Below are 17,348 nucleotides of genomic sequence, written 5' to 3'. Positions count from 1 at the left end.
AAATAAAAAACCCACAAACATCTCTGCTTGTGGGCTTCCAGCTCCCCCTTCTGGACTTGAACCAGAGACCCTCTGATTAACAGTCAGATGCTCTAACCAACTGAGCTAAGGAGGAATTTCCCGTTATGGGGTTGCAAAAATAGGGAAAAATGCTTTTCGGCAAAAAAGGAAAAGAAAAAATATGCCGGCTGCACTCAAAATCCCCAAAATCCTTTGTCTTCCCAGCCCACATATACCCCGTCTTCCCGTGTTTCTGCCGTATAGGTCTTCAGATAATAGCCCTCGCCACTGGTGTTTCTGCCGTTTTTCATATCAAAACGGTAACGGTGCAGCGGGCAGGTTACCTGTCCGGCGGCATTGATGTAACCATCGGCCATGATCCCGCTGGCATGCGGGCATTTCTGGGCAAAAGCGTAGAGCCCGCCGTTAAAACGGGCGAGGGTTATTTTCTTTTCACCCGCCGTTACAATACACATATCATTGGGCTGCCAGGGAAGAATGGCCTCGTTTTCCGCAATTTTGTGCCAGATCCAATTTTTTTCCATAGTTTATACCTGCCATTTTACAGTAACGCTTATAAAACAAAATTATGCAAAGAATACTTGTTGTTGCGTGCTGCTTACTGCTAAGCCTGTGTAGCTTTTCCCAACGCATCGGTTTCAACCAAAACATAGGCCTCGGCGCCACCCAGGTTCATGTAAACGATTCGAGAATGCTTCTTGATACACTGCGTTCGGATTACTCGGTTCGTGTGCGCACCTTCGGGCTTGTATATGTCGCCCGCTTCGACATCGCCGGGGGCAAAGATGTGGCGCTGAGTTTGTCTTCGCCAATGATGTTGGGCTACAGCACCACCAATAAATACAGATCCGTTGAAACACATCCCCAAAGAAAAGATACCATCGAAAATGTGCACAGCGCGCATATTGCTTTCGAAATACCGTTTATGGCCGACCTTAACGTGGGACTCCGTTCTGCCGGCGACGAAAGCAGGAGAGGATTTGGCTTTTTTGCCGGCATCGGTTATGTATACAGCTATACCAAGATAAAGCTTGCCAGCGGTATGATCCCGTTCGACAGGTGGGAACCCATGTTGCGCGCCGGTATCCGGATGGGCACAAACTGGGAAAAAAGGTGGAGCATCGTGTTCAACCTACGCGGCCGGCTGGAAGGCGGTGCGACAAAAACGTATGGCCTGCAGCTTTTGAAGGAACTGTAGAAAGCGGCGCCTCCGGCGATCAAAACATCATCGTTCTGTAAGGGTATCTTATCTTGTACATGTCGCGCACTTTTTCAAGTATCAATTCGCGGAGCGCATCTATGTTGTTTTTTTCCTGGGCGGAAATGAACACGCAGTTGTTTTCTGTGGCCTCGTCCCATTTCTCTTTCAGTTCGCGAAGGATCTCCTGCTTTACGCTGTCGTCAAGCCACTCATCGAAATTCTTCTCCTCGTAAAGATCCATTTTGTTGAATATGGTAAGGATGGGTTTTTCAAAGGCTTTCAGCTCCTGCAATGTCTTGTTCACCACGCCTATCTGGTCTTCGTACTGCGGGTGCGAAATATCCACTACGTGCAAAAGAATATCCGCTTCCCTCACTTCATCCAGCGTGCTTTTGAAACTTTCTACGAGGTGATGCGGTAGTTTCCTGATAAAACCTACCGTATCGCTCAGGAGAAACGGTGTGTTTTCAAACACCACTTTTCGTGTGGTGGTATCAAGTGTGGCAAACAGTTTGTTTTCGGCAAACACTTCGCTTTTGCTCAACACATTCATGATGGTGCTTTTGCCAACGTTGGTGTAACCCACCAGCGCAACACGTATCAACTCACCGCGTTCTTTTCTTTGGGTGAAGGATTGTTTGTCTATCTCCGCAAGCCTTTTGCGCAGCAACGAGATCTTGTCCTTTACAATACGGCGGTCCGTTTCAATTTCGGTTTCGCCCGGGCCCCTTGTCCCGATACCGCCACCTTGTCTTTCGAGGTGGCTCCACATACCTTTCAGTCTGGGCAGCAGGTATTGGTATTGCGCCAGTTCAACCTGCACTTTTGCCTGCGCGGTTCTTGCGCGGCTCGCAAAAATATCGAGAATGAGATCGCTCCTGTCGATGGTTTTTACACCGAGTTCTTTTTCTATGTTCGAGATCTGCGAACCGGTAAGTTCGTCATCAAATATGACCAGGCTGATGTCTTTGCCCGATACATAATTTTTGATCTCTTCCAGTTTACCCTTGCCCACAAATGTGCGGCTGTCTGGGTGCGCCAGTCGTTGGGTGAAACGTTTAACCGCGTGCGCGCCGGCCGTTTCAGATAAAAAGGCAAGCTCATCCAGGTATTCGGTAACCTGTTCACTGGTCTGGTCGTTCTGGATCAATCCCACCAGCACTGTTTTCTCTTCGCTCTGTATCGCTTTCTTTTTCTCTATCAAGGATGTAAATTTTTGTAAAGATAAGTCTTTCATTCGTGGCTGGTTTTTGCCACAGATTTCACGGAAGCACACAGTTGTTGTCTAGAGATCGACACCTCCGCAACCAACCGTGTGCTTCCGTGAAATCTGTGGCAAAAAAAAGTGGTGAGTGAGGCGTTTGCCTTACTCACCACTACCATGTAACACTCAAACTTTAAAGTCCGCTGATCGTAAGTCCCAGCGAGAACTTATGCATGGTTGGCCCAACCGCATCTTTTAAAACGCCATTGAACTGGTAGCCCGCATCGATCGAGAAGATACCGTAGCCTACGCGGCCGGTAACGGCGAGCATGGTTCCGTTAAAGAAGCCTTTGCTGCTTTCTTTCACCTTATAATCTGTTCCGTAGATGGTATTGCCCGATTTGTTAACGAGGTTTTTGCCTTTGGTATAGGTTTTCACCAGGCTTCCCACTTTGGCCCCGATGGCGAGCTTCCAGGATTTGCCCGGGTCAACAGGATTTGAATAGTAACGCAGTTCCACCGGGATCTCCGCATAAATGTTCACTACCTTGAATTTAGAGAAATGGTTCGCACTGTCAACATTGGTAAAAGGAAGTTTTGACGAGTTCGATTTCACATCCACATACGTATTCTTAAAGAACATATTGCTGCTTCCGATGCCAATACCATAGGCAATGCTCAGCTTCGGATTGTTCTTGAAAGGCTTATCGAACATGAAATAAATATTGAAATGCCTGCTGAAACCACCGGTGCGTACGCTGTCGGGGCGGTTGGTCCAGCTATCGCTACCATACTGGATCATCAGGTGATCCGCCGCACGGCCCGCGAGGTCCAGTTTGGGTTTGGTGCTGCTGTTATCGGTAGACTGAGACATAGCCAGTACAGACACGGTTATGCTGACAAGAAGAAGTAATGTTTTTTTCATTTCAGATAGTTAATTGCAAATTGGTTGCCAATAGGGCGCAAAAATAACAGAATTGGCTGCATTGGAACGGTTAAAAATTAGGTAAAACGTTAAATATGAGGGCAAGCCGTAAACAGGGGATGCGTGCTGCGGGCATTTTTGCTTTATAATTCCCTTTTCGGAGGCAACCGGTAGCCCCCGGTTTGAACAAATTACCGGTGTCTTGCGCCGCAAAGCGCACCGCTGCCGCCTAAAAGCTATCTTTACGCCATGAATTTCACAGAACTTGGCTTAGATTCAAGACTACTCGAAGGCATAGATGCCATGGGATATGAGACCGCAACACCTGTTCAGGAGCAGGTGATCCAACCGATATTGAGCGGTAAAGACCTGATAGCCTCCGCGCAAACCGGTACTGGTAAAACGGCAGCTTTCCTGCTACCGGTGGTTAACAAGATCATTACAGAACCGCACGATGCGCACCTGATCAATGCTGTTATCATCGTTCCAACAAGAGAACTGGCCGTACAGATCGCCCAGACAATGGAGGGCCTCTCGTACTTTACCGATGTAAGCTGTATTGCCGTATACGGCGGTGGCGACGGAAGCTCGTTCACCACGGAGAAAAAAGCATTGTCGAGCGGCGTAGACATGGTTGTATGTACCCCGGGCAGAATGATCGCCCACCTCAACATGGGTTATGTAAAAATGAGCGCCGTGAAATACCTGGTATTGGACGAGGCCGACCGTATGCTCGATATGGGTTTTCACGACGACCTGATGAAGATCATATCCTTCCTTCCTAAAAAAAGGCAAAACCTGCTCTTCTCTGCCACCATGCCCATGAAAATGCGGGAGCTGGCGCGTAAAATATTGCACGATCCGCTGGAGATCAACATCGCTATCTCAAAACCACCTGAGAAGATCGTACAGGAAGCTTTTGTAGTGTATGAACCGCAGAAGATCCCGTTGGTAAAGAAAATACTCAGCAGCAAGGATTTCCAGAGTGTGATCGTATTCTGCTCTAAAAAACAGAACGTAAAACAACTCAGCAACGAGCTCAAACGCGCACGTTTTTCGATCGAAGAGATCCATTCAGACCTGGAGCAGGATAAGAGGGAACAGGTGCTTCTCGATTTCAGGAACAAGAAACTGAAGATCCTGGTAGCAACCGATATCCTGAGCAGGGGAATTGATATTGAAGACATCGACCTGGTGATCAACTACGATGTGCCCAACGACGGCGAAGACTACGTACACCGCATTGGCCGAACCGCCCGTGCAGCGAGTGAGGGCACGGCCTACACTTTTGTGAGCGAAGCGGAGCAATACAAGTTTGCACAGATAGAAGAACTGCTCGGGCACCCGGTTACCAAAGCACCCGTTCCTGAAGAGTTCGGCCCAACGCCCGAATACAACCCGCGCAGAAGACCCGCCGGCAAACCCAACCGCCACCAGGGCCCCCGCCCGAACGGTCCCCGCCCCGGCGGTGGCAGGCCCAATGGCAACAACAGGCAGCACAAACCATCGGGCAACCCGAAAGGACAAAGGGCCAGGTAACGCAGCATACGGGTTACGAAAAACGAAAGAGATAAAAATTTGTATTCCGTAACCCGTATTTCTCTCTGTGCTTCAGGCAAGCAGCAACGAAATGGTAAGTTCCCGCGTCTTTAGTATATTTACTAGGCCCCCAGGCGAGAATACCATTGCGTTATGTGCAGACCGGTAACATTATACAGATATTGTTGGATATTGTTCCTGCTCTGCATTGGTTCAGGCGCTTATGCACAGGGCTGCCCTGAAAACATAGGGTTTGAGCTGGGTAATTTCAAAAACTGGGAAACCTCACTGGGGCGCGTTGATTCTGCCCGCGGGCCGCTGCTGAGCCCGGGTTTTGATGCGGGCCGGCATACACTTTACAAAAACAAAGGCGAGAACCTCGTAGATCAGTACGGCAATTTCCCGGTGAATTGTCCGAACGGAAGCGGCGGCTCCATCAAACTGGGCAACAATGTGGGTGGTGCATTGGCAGAGGGCATCAGTTATACTTTCACCATCCCCTACGATAAAAAAACATTCAGCCTTATTTACTATTACGCCGTGGTAATGCAGAACCCCCCGCATTCGGCCAGCGAACAACCCAAGTTCACCGCAAAGGTTTTTAATGTAACACAGGGTAAGTACATCGACTGCAGTTCTTTCGAATACATAGCACAGGCAGGGTTGCCGGGGTTTGAGTTTTCGCCGGTAGACCAGACCATCCTTTACAAAGACTGGACGCCTGTTACCATCAAACTTTCCAATTACGCGGGCATGACCATACGCCTCGAGTTTGTAACCAACGATTGTACAAGGGGCGGGCATTTTGGATATGCGTATGTTGATGTTGATGAAAACTGTTTATCACCCATCAAAGGAAACATCGTTTGCCAATACGATACCGCGCTGAACCTTACCGCACCGTACGGTTTCCAGGGTTACCGCTGGTTCACATCAGACTTTTCCAAAGTACTCAGCACCACCAATACCTACTCCAACCCCGTGATCCCGCCAGACAATACAGAATTTGCAGTGGAACTGATGCCATACCCCGACCAGGGTTGCGCCGATACCGTGTTCACGAAGATCCACTACTCTACAGAGTCTATCGTGATCAACGAACCGAAGGGCATCATCGCAAGCTGTTACAACGATGGCGTGGAACTGTTGCCATTGGTAGAGAACAGGGGCAACAGCCCGGGATTGACGTATTCTTTCTATGCCGATCCCGCATTGACCATTCACGTGTTTACAGAAGAAGCATTGCGCAAAAGCGGCACGTATTATATAAAGGGATTGAACCAGGATGGATGTTTTGATACAAAGAAGGTGGATATAAAGATCAACCCTACCCCAACCTACCAGACACTGAACAACGGCCATCCCATCTACCGCCCCGAGGTGCTCGATCTTTCGGCGGTGCTCAACTCCAATGGCAACACAGTTACGTACTGGGCCGATATAGAAGCAACGGTGCCCATCGCCAAACCCACATCGATCACGAAAGACGGAACGTATTACCTCAAAGTAACAACGGCGGAAGGTTGTTCGGTCATCACCTCCATCACGGCCTCATTCATCAACCCGCCACCCAAAATACCAAACGCTTTCTCTCCCAATGGCGATGGCATCAACGACACCTGGGAGATCCCCGAACTGATTTATTACCCCGACGCCATCCTTACCATTTATACACGCTCGGGCCAGCCTGTTTTCCGTTCCATCGGCTATGGCAAATGGGATGGCAAACACAACGGAACAGACCTGCCCGTGGGCACGTATTACTATGTGTTGCAACTCTCAAAAAATCTTCCGCCATTAGGGGCAGGCGTTACGATCATCAGGTGATGCACGGATACATCTTCCTGTAATTTTCCGCCAACGCAACTCCCACAACCCTGCGGCTTTTACCACTTACCCACGGGTTTCCGCGCTTATCCTGTTTTGCGTTTTAGTAAACAGATTATTGGCTAATCTTTACTTTTTGTAAGATCAACTACTGAGTATGAAAAGAATGTTTACGCTTGTACTGGCATGTGTTTTATTTGCTTCCACCGCAATGGCCCAAACGGCTGCGAAGATTGCCGGCGTGGTTAAAGACGAGCAGGGCAAACCGCTGCAGTCGGCCACCGTTTCCCTCCTCCGCGAAAAAGACTCTTCGCTTGTAAAAGTAGCCGTAACCGATGTGGCCGGGCAATACGAGTTTACCGGCAAACCGGGCAGGTACAAAATTTCCGTTGTGCTGGTTGGGTATGCAAAATCAACATCCGCTGGTTTTGATTTTTCAACAACCGATGTAAACATGCCTGTTCTCTCGCTGAGCCCTTCTGCAAGGGAAATGAACGAAGTGGTAGTGCAGACAAAAAAACCTTTTATTGAAACCAAGATCGACAAAACCGTTGTAAATGTGGAGGCCTCGCCATCAAGCGCGGGCGCTTCGGCAATGGATATACTTGAGAAATCACCGGGCATCAGCGTAAACAGCGATGGCGCCATAAGCCTGCGCGGAAAAGCGGGTGTGATCGTTATGCTGGATGGCAAACCAACTTACATGTCGTCAACCGACCTCGCAAACCTGCTCAAAAACATGCCGGCATCGGCGCTCGACCAGGTAGAGATCATGACCAATCCTTCTGCGCGTTACGATGCATCGGGCAACTCGGGCATCATCAACATCAAAACAAAAAAAGGAAAGAACAACGGTTTCAACGGAAACTTTACATTGGGTGGAACAGTTGGGTTGTTTAACCCGAGCGGGGTATTGTATGCGATCCCCAAATCGCAGAACAGTTTCAATTTCAATTACCGCAACAACAAATTCAATTTCTTCGGAAACTACAACCCGAATTATTTCCGCGGCAGAACGGAACTCACCATCAACCGCAATTTTTACAATGCGGGTACATTGGACGGATCTTCTGTACTGTCGTCTAAAATGAAATTCGGAAACTTCAACCAGACGTTGAAACTGGGTGTAGACTACCAGGCGGATAAAAAGAACTTATTCGGCGTGGTGGTGAGCGGGTTTGTTTTCGACGGGCATCCTACACCTACCTCCACTTCAGTGCTTAAAGACAAGAACGGCAATGTGCAATCAACGCTTGAATCGCTCACCAACAACAATACGCACCTGCGCAACTTCAACGGAAACCTGAACTGGAAACACAATTTTGATTCTGCCGGAAGAGAACTTACCGCCGATTTCGATTACGTTACCTACCGCAATGTTTCCGACCTGTTGCTTACCACCAATGCCTACAACAGTACGGGCGCATCGGTTGGCGCGCCGATACTGCTGCGCGGCAACCTTCCATCAAACATCGATATCCTGTCGCTGAAAGCAGATTACACACACCCGCTCAAGAACGGCCGCCTCGAAGCCGGTTTCAAAAGCAGCCTGGTGCGTAACGATAACCTGGTGGATTATGCACGACAGCTGAACGACAAATCATGGGTGCCCGATGCGCGGTCCAACCATTTTGTTTATGATGAGAACATCAACGCGGCTTACCTCAACATCAACAAACAATTTAAAAAATGGACGGTACAGGGAGGATTGCGCCTGGAGAATACGATCGCGAAAGGAACACAGGTATCCAACGATTCCACTTTCAAACGAAATTTCACCAACCTTTTCCCAAGCCTTTTTGTGAGTTATGGATTTGACAAGAACAACCAGCTCACCGCATCGTACAGCAGGAGAATTACAAGGCCGAATTACCAGGACCTGAACCCGTTCACCTATTTCCTTGATTCGCTTACCTACCGCGTAGGAAACCCGTACCTGTTGCCGCAGTTTACACAGAATTACGAGCTGAGTTATGCTTTCAAATCGAAATTCATTTTCACGTTCAACTACAACAACACTTCAAATGTGATCTCGCAGATACTGAAACAGAATTCTGCAAGCAAGATCACCTACAATACTTCGGAGAACATAGCGAAGTTTACAAATTTCGGGTTGTCAATAACAGCGCCCGCCACATTCACAACCTGGTGGAACGCCAGCTTCTTTACCAATATTTACAACAACCATTATACGGGCGTATACAATACAGACCCGATAGATATATCGTTCACATCGTTCATGGTTAATGTAACAAACAATTTCACCCTCAATAAAAAGAAGGGGTTGAGTGGAGAGATCAGTGGCTTCTACCGCCACAAATCGGTTGAACAATTAACCCTGATAGAGCCGGTGTACCAGATGAGTATTGCTTTGCAGAAACAGATCATGCAGGGCAAGGGCACACTGCGCCTGAATGTGCGTGACCCGTTTGCATGGCAGAAGTTCAGGGCCACTGTAAACTACAGTGATATTGATCTGAAACAAACCACTTACCCCGATGTAAGACAGGTAACCGCCACCTTTACCTATCGCTTTGGCAAAAGCGCCCAAACCGCCCCGCGCCGCAGAACAACGGGTGCACAGGAGGAGCAGAACCGTGTAGGAGGTGGAAACTAGGAGCATGATCCCCCGATAATAGAAAGAAGGCCGCAACATTGTTGTGGCCTTCTTTCTGCAGGTTGTACCGTAGTATGCCGCGTCACCGCGCATTTAAACCTGTTTACCTAATATTTTAACCCATTCAAAACTAATCCCGCCTATTTCACTAAATTCATCCCACATTTTTAAGACCAAAACCAACAACATGAGAAAAATCTTTTTATCCTGTATGGCACTCAGCATTGCTGCAGGATCGATGGCCCAGGGCGGTGGAAACCGCGGCGGCGGCGGCGGACAATTCGGCGGCGGCGCACCTGCCCCCAACGCCGGTATTGCTACGGCTACGCCTACGCAGGATGCAAGAACCGCTGCATTCAACATCCCTTTCAACCCCGATCAAACCGTTGTGAGCGATCACGAGGTTACCATCAAAGGAAACAAGATACCTTACAAGGCAACCGCAGGTACCATGCCCGTTTGGGATGCCGATGGAAAAGTACAGGCAGGCGTTTTCTTTATCTATTATGAAAGAACAGACATCAAAGACAAAGCAACGCGCCCGCTGGTAATCTCTTTCAATGGCGGCCCCGGAACGCCTTCTGTATGGATGGAACTCGGTTATACAGGACCGCGTATGCTCAACATCGACGACGAAGGATACCCCGTTCAGCCCTACGGCCTGCGCGATAACCCGCATTCTATACTCGATGTGGCCGATATCGTTTATGTAGACCCGGTTAATACAGGGTTCTCAAGACCCGTTAGCAAAGACATCCCGCTTACCACTTTCTTTGGTGTGCGAGCAGATGTAAAATATTTATCAGAATGGGTAAACACATTCGTATCCAGGATGAACCGTTGGGCATCGCCTAAATACCTGATCGGCGAGAGCTACGGTACAGGAAGGGTTTCGGCGATGGCGCTTGAACTGCAGAACGCACACTGGATGTTCATCAACGGGGTGATCCTTGTATCGCCAACCACACTCGGCATCGAAAGAGACGGCCCGATGGAACAGGCGCTGCGCCTGCCATACATGGCAGCTACCGCATGGTACCACAAGGCACTGCCATCAGACCTTCAGAAAAAGGACCTGACCGATTACCTGCCCGAAGTAGAGAACTTCACCATCAACGAACTCATTCCTTCACTGGCAAAAGGTGGATTTCTTGAGGCTTCAAAACGCAAAGAGATCGCTGCCAAATATGCACGCTACTCAGGGTTGCCTGAGAAAGTGGTGCTGAACAACAACCTCGATATCTCCACCAATCTTTTCTGGAAAGAATTGCTGCGCGATAAAGGGTTTACCGTAGGAAGACTCGATTCGCGTTACAAAGGCATCGACAGGAAAGACGGCGGCGAGAGCCCCGACTTCAATGCAGAACTGCTGTCATGGGAACATTCTTTCACGCCGGCGATCAATATGTACCTGAGAGACGAACTGAAATACAAAACAGATGCACGTTATTATATGTTTGGGCCAACCAATCCATGGGACCGCACCAACGACCGCAGCGGTGAGAACCTGCGCCAGGCAATGGCAGAAAATCCATACCTGCATGTGCTCATCCAGTCGGGCTACTACGATGGCGCCTGCGATTATTTCAATGCGAAATACAGCATGTGGCAGATGGATCCAAGCGGCAAACTCAAAGACCGCTTCAGCTGGGAAGGTTACCGCAGCGGGCACATGATGTACCTGCGCAAACCAGATCTTGAAACAAGCAACCAAAGCCTGAGAAACTTTATAAAGAAAACAACGCCGAAGGCAGACCAGCCGGCGAAATACTAGCAGGTTAAACAACGAACCCATAGGATGATCGTGGTTCGTACCGTATTACCAATTTAAAAGACCGATGCATTTGCGCATCGGTCTTTTAAATTCATAGCGCCTGGCTACACCCGGCATTGCTGTTCAACTTTCATTGTTCAGGTCAGATGTTCGGTTTCTATGTTGCGCAGTTTATTTATAAGTAAATGTATCCCGCCAAAGCATAGGTTGTCCATTGGCGTTGAGCAATGTATAGGTAGCGAGGATAGACTGAACGGTGAAGTTGATCAATGTATATTCAATGTTGCGGAACCTGACAACGGTTGGAGAACCGGGGTTGGATGGTCCACTGGGTTGTGTGCCCATATCAACCACCGTTAACCGTCCGCCGCTGTACTGTAAATTGGTTGAGTCGTTGGTTATTGAAATATACCCGTTCAGGTTAAAAAGCAGTCTTTCATGCCTGTTCTCCGGGGCAATAGAAGTGTCTTTCCATCCTTTTGTTGCAGTGGTGGTATCGTACCATTCGGTTTTTGTTTTTTCCAGTTGCATGCCGTCGTTGAAAAGCTTTGTGGTGATGGAATCTGCCACATGCACCATCTGCGACCTGCGCTGCCCGTTGTTTACGGCAAGTACAAAAAGCGAATCGCGTTTCAAACGTCCCGTAGAAAACGGCCCCGAGATGCCAACCGGGTAACCCGCAAAAGTAACGGCGGTCAGTTTATTGCTGCCCGTAACCAGCCATCTTGCAAAAGTGGAAGTGTTGTAACCGATCAAAGTATCGTCGATACTGAAATTTTCAATAACACCGGTCGGAATGGTATCCGGCGGAATAACCAGCGGCGGAAGCTGCGGAATGGGATCGTCGGGTGGTTTGCTGCACCCCATCACAAAACAAACGGACACGATAAAAAGCACCACGAAACGCAACGCATTATGCAAAGAATATGTAGAGCCTTTTATCATTGACAAATCCTGGTTTTATACCAAAAAGCATACAGATAAACTTTATTTTTTTCGTTGCTTTTTACCTGGCAGGATACGGATTTCAGGTGCAGTGCAGTATGCATCAACGGTAAAATTAACCCTTGACGGTGGATAATTGTAGCTACTGATGCCGCTAAATTAAGCAATAGTTAATGAATTAGGGGGCCGGATACCCGATTTGTTTGACTGGCGGTAACAATTTGATAACGTAAGCCCTTAAAAATAAAGGGATTGTGAAGAAGCCGCCAAAACACCCGTCTACGGTCATCAACCCCTTCTGTTGAATGGAAACCCCGGCTGAAATGCTGTTTCGCAAACAAGGCGCTCACCGGACCTTGTCTGCACCGGCAGATTATCAACGCATCCTCGCTCATTATCCGCTTAAAATAGTTTATTTGCCGCCATAAGCCGCTGATTTAACAACCAACGATCCATGTATTCCAAACAAGAGGCCTCCAAAATAAAACAAGCGTTCTGGACACGTTTTGGCCAGTACATGAAACCCGTGCCGGCTTCGGGCGGAGAAAAGGTGAATTGGTCCAATTACAAGACCGGCATTGCACATATATATTTCCGTTTGCACGTAGAGAAAACATTTGCTTCGGTTGCGATAGAGTTAACAAACCCGTTGCCCGAAAAAAGGATCCAGCAGTTTCAGCAATTTCTTTCGATGAAAACAATGCTTGAAGAAACCATGCAAACAGCCATGCATTGGGAAGAAAACACAACCGACGAAAACCAGAGAACCATCAGCCGCATTTCGGTTAAACTTAATGATGTAAATATTTTCAGGGAAGAAGATTGGCCGGCCATTATTTCTTTTCTCAAACCATCCATCATCAACCTTGATGTGTTCTGGGAAGACGTGAAGATGGTTTTTGAATAAAAATTGCGTGTTACCCAGGTAAACCGCTTAAACAAAACCCGCTTTAACCATCCCGAACCACTCCTTTCTCAAGATGCTGAAGTAGCAACTGTTTCTTCTGAAACCATCATACAAAACCATGTCCTCACGAAGGATCCCCTCCATGGTTGCGCCAATTTTTCTGAGCGCGGTGCGCGAGGCGGCGTTCCGCTCGTCTGTTCTGAACGCAACGCGGTTGGCGCCCAGCGTTTCAAAAGCATAGGTGAGTAAAAGATGTTTGCAGTTTTGGTTAAGCCCTGTTCCCCGGAAACGTTTGCCCAGCCAGGTGGCGCCAATCTCGAGCGAATCATTTTCCTGCGAAACCGTTAAAAAAGCCGTGCTGCCCGCATAGGCATTTTCTTTCCTGCAGAAAATACTGAATGAATAACGTGTCCTGTTTTTTCTTTCTTCAACGGCGTTCTGTATATATCGCGTAAGCAGTTCCCTGTTGTAAACCGGTTTGGGCGAATACTGAAGCAGCAAAGGGTCTTCTGTAGCAACAGCCAGCAAATGTTCAACGTCTTCGTTTGTAACCGGGCGCAGCAACGCCCGTTCGTTTTCCAGGATGATATCCCGGTCAAAAGAAAAATGCATGTTCAACGATTTTTATTTTTCAACAACCAGCTCAAGCAACGCAACATGGAGATTGCGGTGTTGCTGTGGCAGATCGGGTGTATCTGCTGTTGTGTAATGTTCCACCAGTGTAAATCCAAAACTTTTATAATAGCCGATCAACTTTTCATTCCCTGCCCATGTATCCATGCGAACGTAGGAAAGGTTGTTTTGCTTTGCTTCGGCTATTGCCCACGCAAGCACCCTGCTGAAAAAATTTTTATGGCCCGGGCTCCTGTTTACAATGATCCGGTGCAGGTAAAGGGCGTCGCCTTTTTCTTTTTTTCTCCAGATCAGTTCATCGCGGTAGCATACGCTGAAAACACCCAGCAAACTTTCTTGCGTTGTGATCTTATAAAGAAGCTTTTGGTGAATGTCCTTTTCAATAAAAAACCTGTCGTAGGTGTTCCACCCGATAAACTGGTTGTCCTTTTGATAAGCGATCGCCTCTTCAAAAAGCCTGCAGACAACCGGAACATCCGCTTCTTCCGCATGTACAATATTCGTTTGCATGACAGATCTATTTGTTTAAGAATGATTGCTGTTCAGCCTGCTGTTCTTTGCACTGTATAAAAAATAAACGGCAATGCCCACCGCGCTCCACAACAGGAGGCGCAGCCAGGTTGATGCATCCAGGCTGAACATCAGCAACACGTTGAAAAGAAAGCCAAGCGAGGCAACCAGCGGAAGGTATCTTACTTTATACGGGCGGTGCAACTGCGGTTGTTTTTTACGGAGGATGAAAACCGCGACACAGATCATTGCAAAAGCAAACAGCGTTCCGATGCTTGTCATTTTTGTCGCTTTCTCGATCGGCGTAACCGCTGCAACAACAGAGGCGATAGCGCCAACCAGCAATGTGCTTTTCCACGGTGTTTTAAAGGTTGGATGTATTGCGGCAAATAATTTCTGCGGCAGCAATCCATCTTTCGCCATGTTTAAAAAGATCCTTGTTTGCGAGAGCAGCATCACCAGCATTACCGAAACCAATCCCACTACCGCCGCAACGGTGATCAGCAGTGAGGCCCAGCGCAATCCCACAGAACCAAAGGCAGAAGCAACCGGCGCGCCAAGATCGATGTCGGTATAATTCACCATGCCCGTAAGCACCAGTGACACCAGCACATAGAGCGTTGTACAGATCACCAGCGACGCGATGATCGCAAACGGGATGTCTTTTGTAGGGTTCACCGCCTCCTGCGCCTGCGTGGAAACAGCATCGAAGCCGATGAATGCAAAGAACACGATGCCCGCCGCCGTTAATACCCCGGGCAATCCATAATGACCCATACCCGAATCGTCAACCATCCTTTCCGGAATAAAGGGCTGCCAGTTGGAAGTATTGATATAGGATATGCCCGCTACGATCACGAACAACACCGCCGCAACTTTCAACAGTACAATGATGTTGTTCGTACGCGCAGATTCTTTGATGCCGCGAACCAGTACGGCCGTCACCAGCCAAACAACCAGCGCAGCCGGGAGGTTGATGGCGAATGCCGGCGCTTCAATGCCCAGCTTCAATGCTTCTTCTTTTGCCGATACCGGGTCGTTGACCAGGTAAAGGGGTATGTTTTGTATGCCTAGCAGGTGCAGCAGTTTTACAAAATATTTAGACCAGCTTACCGCAACCGTTGTGGCACCCATCATGTATTCAAGTATCAGGTTCCACCCGATGAACCACGCAAAAAATTCGCCGATCGTTCCATACGAATAGGCGTATGCTGAACCAGATACCGGCAGGATACTTGCAAACTCTGCATAACAGAATGCGGCAAACAAACAACCGATTCCCGCGAGTATAAAAGATAAGGCCAGTGCGGGCCCCGCATACTGGTTGGCGGCAACACCCGTTAAAACAAAAATACCGCCACCGATCACGGCGCCCACACCAATGGCAGTGAGCTCCCATTTGCCCAGTGTTCTTTTTAACTGGCTTTGTTTGATGTCGTCGCTGTAGGCTTCAATCGGTTTTTTGCGGAAGGGGTTGTTGAGAGACATAAGTTTTGGTTGTGGTGAACTGAATTTTTTTTATTGCATCACTCTTAAAAAATGAAGGAACGGCCCCACGCTTTCTCTGTACTGCTTTGCCATTACCCGCGCAACCTGGGCAATGTGTATGAGATCGTGCGATACCCAGGTAGACAACAACTCGCGCAATTGTATCGTGCCCATTGTGGGATGGTTCGCCGTTTTGCCAAGATCCGTTTCCGTGAGCTGCATGTTCTTTAGAGAAAGGATATTGTTGCGCCTGAGCGCCTCGAATTCGAGCAGCAGCTCGAAAATGCCTTTGCCCTGGTTCGCGCCAAGATGAGCGGTCATGTCTATGAGCGATACGGTTTTATCCGCGGCATCCGAAAGAATGAGTTTTGTTCGGATGATGAAATTGGTTTGCTCGCAAACGATAAGATGGCCCACCACATCAAACGGGCTCCAGGTTCCTTCGCCTTCATGCTGCATTACCCACTCATCGGGGAGGCCCTTGAGCAGCGCAAGCAATACATCAGGCGTGCGTGAAAGGATGTCGATTGATTGTTCAAGATTGAATTTCATGCAGGTAAGATTTTTCAGTATGTTTTTCTTTTCAATTGATCCACACGTTCATCAAAATCTGCGGTGCCAACGGGGTTAACGATCTGCGCAAACAATTGCATGTGCTCCTCGCTGTGTGGCTGGCTCGCGTTCGTAACAAGGCTAAAATGCACGAGCTTCGACCACAGCACTGCTTTCAATACCGTTTTGTCATGGTTCCACATGCAGGCTTCGAACTGCAGGCTTTTTTCTTTGGCAACGATCAGCCTTGTTTCAATCACCACTTCTTCCATCAGTAAGGCAGGGGAGAGGTAAGAGATCTGTGTTTGCGCGGTTACCCAGCCGATGCCTTCCAGGCGGCCCAGCTTGTAAATGTCAAATCCATAGTTGTCGATCAACTGGTCGCCGCGCGCCGTCATAATGTAATCGAGGTATCTTGAGTTGTTGAGGTGGTTAAACGGATCGCAATCGTGAAAGCGGATCTTCATTTTGCTTTCCAGTACTTTTTTCAATGGTTCCATAGCTGTGGTAGATGATTGGTTAAAATATACCGATCGGTATATTTTTGGTCAAAAAATTTTATCGTTTTGTATCCTTTATTAATTTTTCAAGAAAGTCCATTGCAATGCGCAGTTCCGTTGAGCGGTTGGTAACTTTTGCCTGCATGGCCGCGCCTTCTATCACCGACATGATCACCACTGCCAGTGCAACCGGGTCGGTGCCTTTTTTGATCTCTTTTCGTTCGATGCCGCGTTTTACCTGGTTCTCCAACGATCTTTTCCAGAAACCCAATGCCTCTGCGGCTTTGGCTTTCAATTGCGGATGTGTATCGTCTGCTTCTGTTGAGGTATTCAGCAATGGGCAACCCGGTTTCAGGAACGGGATCCTGAGAAAATCGCGGTATACGGCGGGGTACACCAGCAGCCGGTCAACCGCGTTCTCGTGCGCCAGTATTTTTGTTTTGATGTATTGGGTAACCTTTCCGAAATTATAATCAAAGGCAGCAAGTGCAACATCGTCTTTGCTTTCAAAATTGCCGTAGATACTGCCTTTTGTGAGGCCGGTTGCTTCCATCATATCCGCCAATGAGGTTCCCGCAATACCTTTTGTATTGAACACAGGCGCCGTTTTTTCGATGATGTACCGGCGGGTTTTTTCGGCTTTTGACAAGGTTTGATCCATACAGGAAACAAATATAGATAAAATATACCAATCGGTATATTTTG

16 protein-coding genes and 1 tRNA gene are annotated in these 17,348 nt (G+C 48.3%); 6 read left to right on the top strand and 11 right to left on the bottom strand.

What is annotated here, in order from left to right; all coding sequences use genetic code 11:
* Positions 1-41 precede the first annotated feature (41 nt).
* Positions 42-115 (bottom strand) — tRNA-Asn (locus GWC95_RS19420).
* Between the two features lie 79 nt (positions 116-194).
* A complete protein-coding gene (locus tag GWC95_RS19415) occupies positions 195-545 on the bottom strand; it encodes a Rieske (2Fe-2S) protein (RefSeq protein ID WP_161820366.1) in 351 nt (116 codons plus the stop codon).
* A gap of 44 nt (positions 546-589) precedes the next feature.
* On the opposite strand from GWC95_RS19415, the gene GWC95_RS19410 reads away from it, so the two are divergent.
* On the top strand, positions 590-1,219 hold the full coding sequence (locus GWC95_RS19410; RefSeq protein ID WP_161820365.1) for a hypothetical protein: 630 nt from the start codon (positions 590-592) through the stop codon (positions 1,217-1,219).
* A gap of 19 nt (positions 1,220-1,238) precedes the next feature.
* Here the strand turns inward: GWC95_RS19410 and hflX are convergent, their stop codons facing one another.
* Together hflX and GWC95_RS19400 are read right to left on the bottom strand one after the other, a co-directional pair.
* Positions 1,239-2,459, bottom strand: coding sequence for a GTPase HflX (gene hflX / locus GWC95_RS19405; RefSeq protein ID WP_161820364.1), 1,221 nt, complete (start codon positions 2,457-2,459; stop codon positions 1,239-1,241).
* A 160-nt stretch (positions 2,460-2,619) separates the two neighbouring features.
* A complete protein-coding gene (locus GWC95_RS19400; protein WP_161820363.1) occupies positions 2,620-3,351 on the bottom strand; it encodes an outer membrane beta-barrel protein in 732 nt (243 codons plus the stop codon).
* Between the two features lie 249 nt (positions 3,352-3,600).
* Here GWC95_RS19400 and GWC95_RS19395 point away from each other — a divergent pair, with 249 nt between their 5' ends.
* The 4 genes from GWC95_RS19395 to GWC95_RS19380 all read left to right on the top strand — a co-directional run bounded on the left by GWC95_RS19395 (position 3,601) and on the right by GWC95_RS19380 (position 11,108).
* Positions 3,601-4,890 carry a DEAD/DEAH box helicase gene (locus tag GWC95_RS19395; protein WP_161820362.1) on the top strand — a complete coding sequence of 430 codons (1,290 nt, stop codon included), beginning with the start codon at positions 3,601-3,603 and terminating at the stop codon, positions 4,888-4,890.
* 192 nt (positions 4,891-5,082) lie between these two features.
* Positions 5,083-6,717 (top strand): gliding motility-associated C-terminal domain-containing protein, encoded by a 1,635-nt coding sequence (locus GWC95_RS19390; protein WP_161820361.1) that lies wholly within the window; start codon positions 5,083-5,085, stop codon positions 6,715-6,717.
* A 157-nt stretch (positions 6,718-6,874) separates the two neighbouring features.
* Positions 6,875-9,334: a TonB-dependent receptor domain-containing protein gene (locus GWC95_RS19385; RefSeq protein ID WP_161820360.1), complete on the top strand. Its 2,460-nt coding sequence runs from the start codon at positions 6,875-6,877 to the stop codon at positions 9,332-9,334.
* Between the two features lie 187 nt (positions 9,335-9,521).
* On the top strand, positions 9,522-11,108 hold the full coding sequence (locus GWC95_RS19380) for a S10 family peptidase (protein WP_161820359.1): 1,587 nt from the start codon (positions 9,522-9,524) through the stop codon (positions 11,106-11,108).
* Positions 11,109-11,279: 171 nt separating this feature from the next.
* Here GWC95_RS19380 and GWC95_RS19375 read toward each other — a convergent pair whose 3' ends face one another.
* Positions 11,280-12,053, bottom strand: coding sequence for a hypothetical protein (locus tag GWC95_RS19375; protein WP_161820358.1), 774 nt, complete (start codon positions 12,051-12,053; stop codon positions 11,280-11,282).
* Between the two features lie 454 nt (positions 12,054-12,507).
* Here GWC95_RS19375 and GWC95_RS19370 point away from each other — a divergent pair, with 454 nt between their 5' ends.
* Positions 12,508-12,960: a DUF4268 domain-containing protein gene (locus tag GWC95_RS19370; protein WP_161820357.1), complete on the top strand. Its 453-nt coding sequence runs from the start codon at positions 12,508-12,510 to the stop codon at positions 12,958-12,960.
* A 27-nt stretch (positions 12,961-12,987) separates the two neighbouring features.
* Here the strand turns inward: GWC95_RS19370 and GWC95_RS19365 are convergent, their stop codons facing one another.
* From GWC95_RS19365 to GWC95_RS19340, 6 genes are read right to left on the bottom strand one after another with little or no spacing between them, the layout of a single operon-like run.
* The gene (locus GWC95_RS19365) at positions 12,988-13,572 is read right to left on the bottom strand and encodes a GNAT family N-acetyltransferase (protein WP_161820356.1); all 585 of its coding nucleotides are present in this window, start codon (positions 13,570-13,572) and stop codon (positions 12,988-12,990) included.
* A gap of 12 nt (positions 13,573-13,584) precedes the next feature.
* Positions 13,585-14,103, bottom strand: a complete 519-nt coding sequence (locus tag GWC95_RS19360; protein WP_161820355.1) for a GNAT family N-acetyltransferase — start codon at positions 14,101-14,103, stop codon at positions 13,585-13,587.
* 15 nt (positions 14,104-14,118) lie between these two features.
* On the bottom strand, positions 14,119-15,591 hold the full coding sequence (locus GWC95_RS19355; protein ID WP_161820354.1) for an APC family permease: 1,473 nt from the start codon (positions 15,589-15,591) through the stop codon (positions 14,119-14,121).
* 30 nt (positions 15,592-15,621) lie between these two features.
* Complete coding sequence (locus GWC95_RS19350; protein ID WP_161820353.1) at positions 15,622-16,143, bottom strand: DinB family protein; 522 nt, start codon at positions 16,141-16,143, stop codon at positions 15,622-15,624.
* A gap of 14 nt (positions 16,144-16,157) precedes the next feature.
* Positions 16,158-16,643: an acyl-CoA thioesterase gene (locus GWC95_RS19345; protein WP_161820352.1), complete on the bottom strand. Its 486-nt coding sequence runs from the start codon at positions 16,641-16,643 to the stop codon at positions 16,158-16,160.
* Between the two features lie 58 nt (positions 16,644-16,701).
* Complete coding sequence (locus tag GWC95_RS19340; protein WP_161820351.1) at positions 16,702-17,304, bottom strand: TetR/AcrR family transcriptional regulator; 603 nt, start codon at positions 17,302-17,304, stop codon at positions 16,702-16,704.
* Positions 17,305-17,348 lie beyond the last annotated feature (44 nt).

Source organism: Sediminibacterium roseum (assembly GCF_009939005.1).
Classification (GTDB): domain Bacteria; phylum Bacteroidota; class Bacteroidia; order Chitinophagales; family Chitinophagaceae; genus Sediminibacterium; species Sediminibacterium roseum.
The sequence above is the reverse complement of the archived record's forward strand: the minus strand, read 5'-3'. Positions and strand labels throughout refer to the sequence as shown.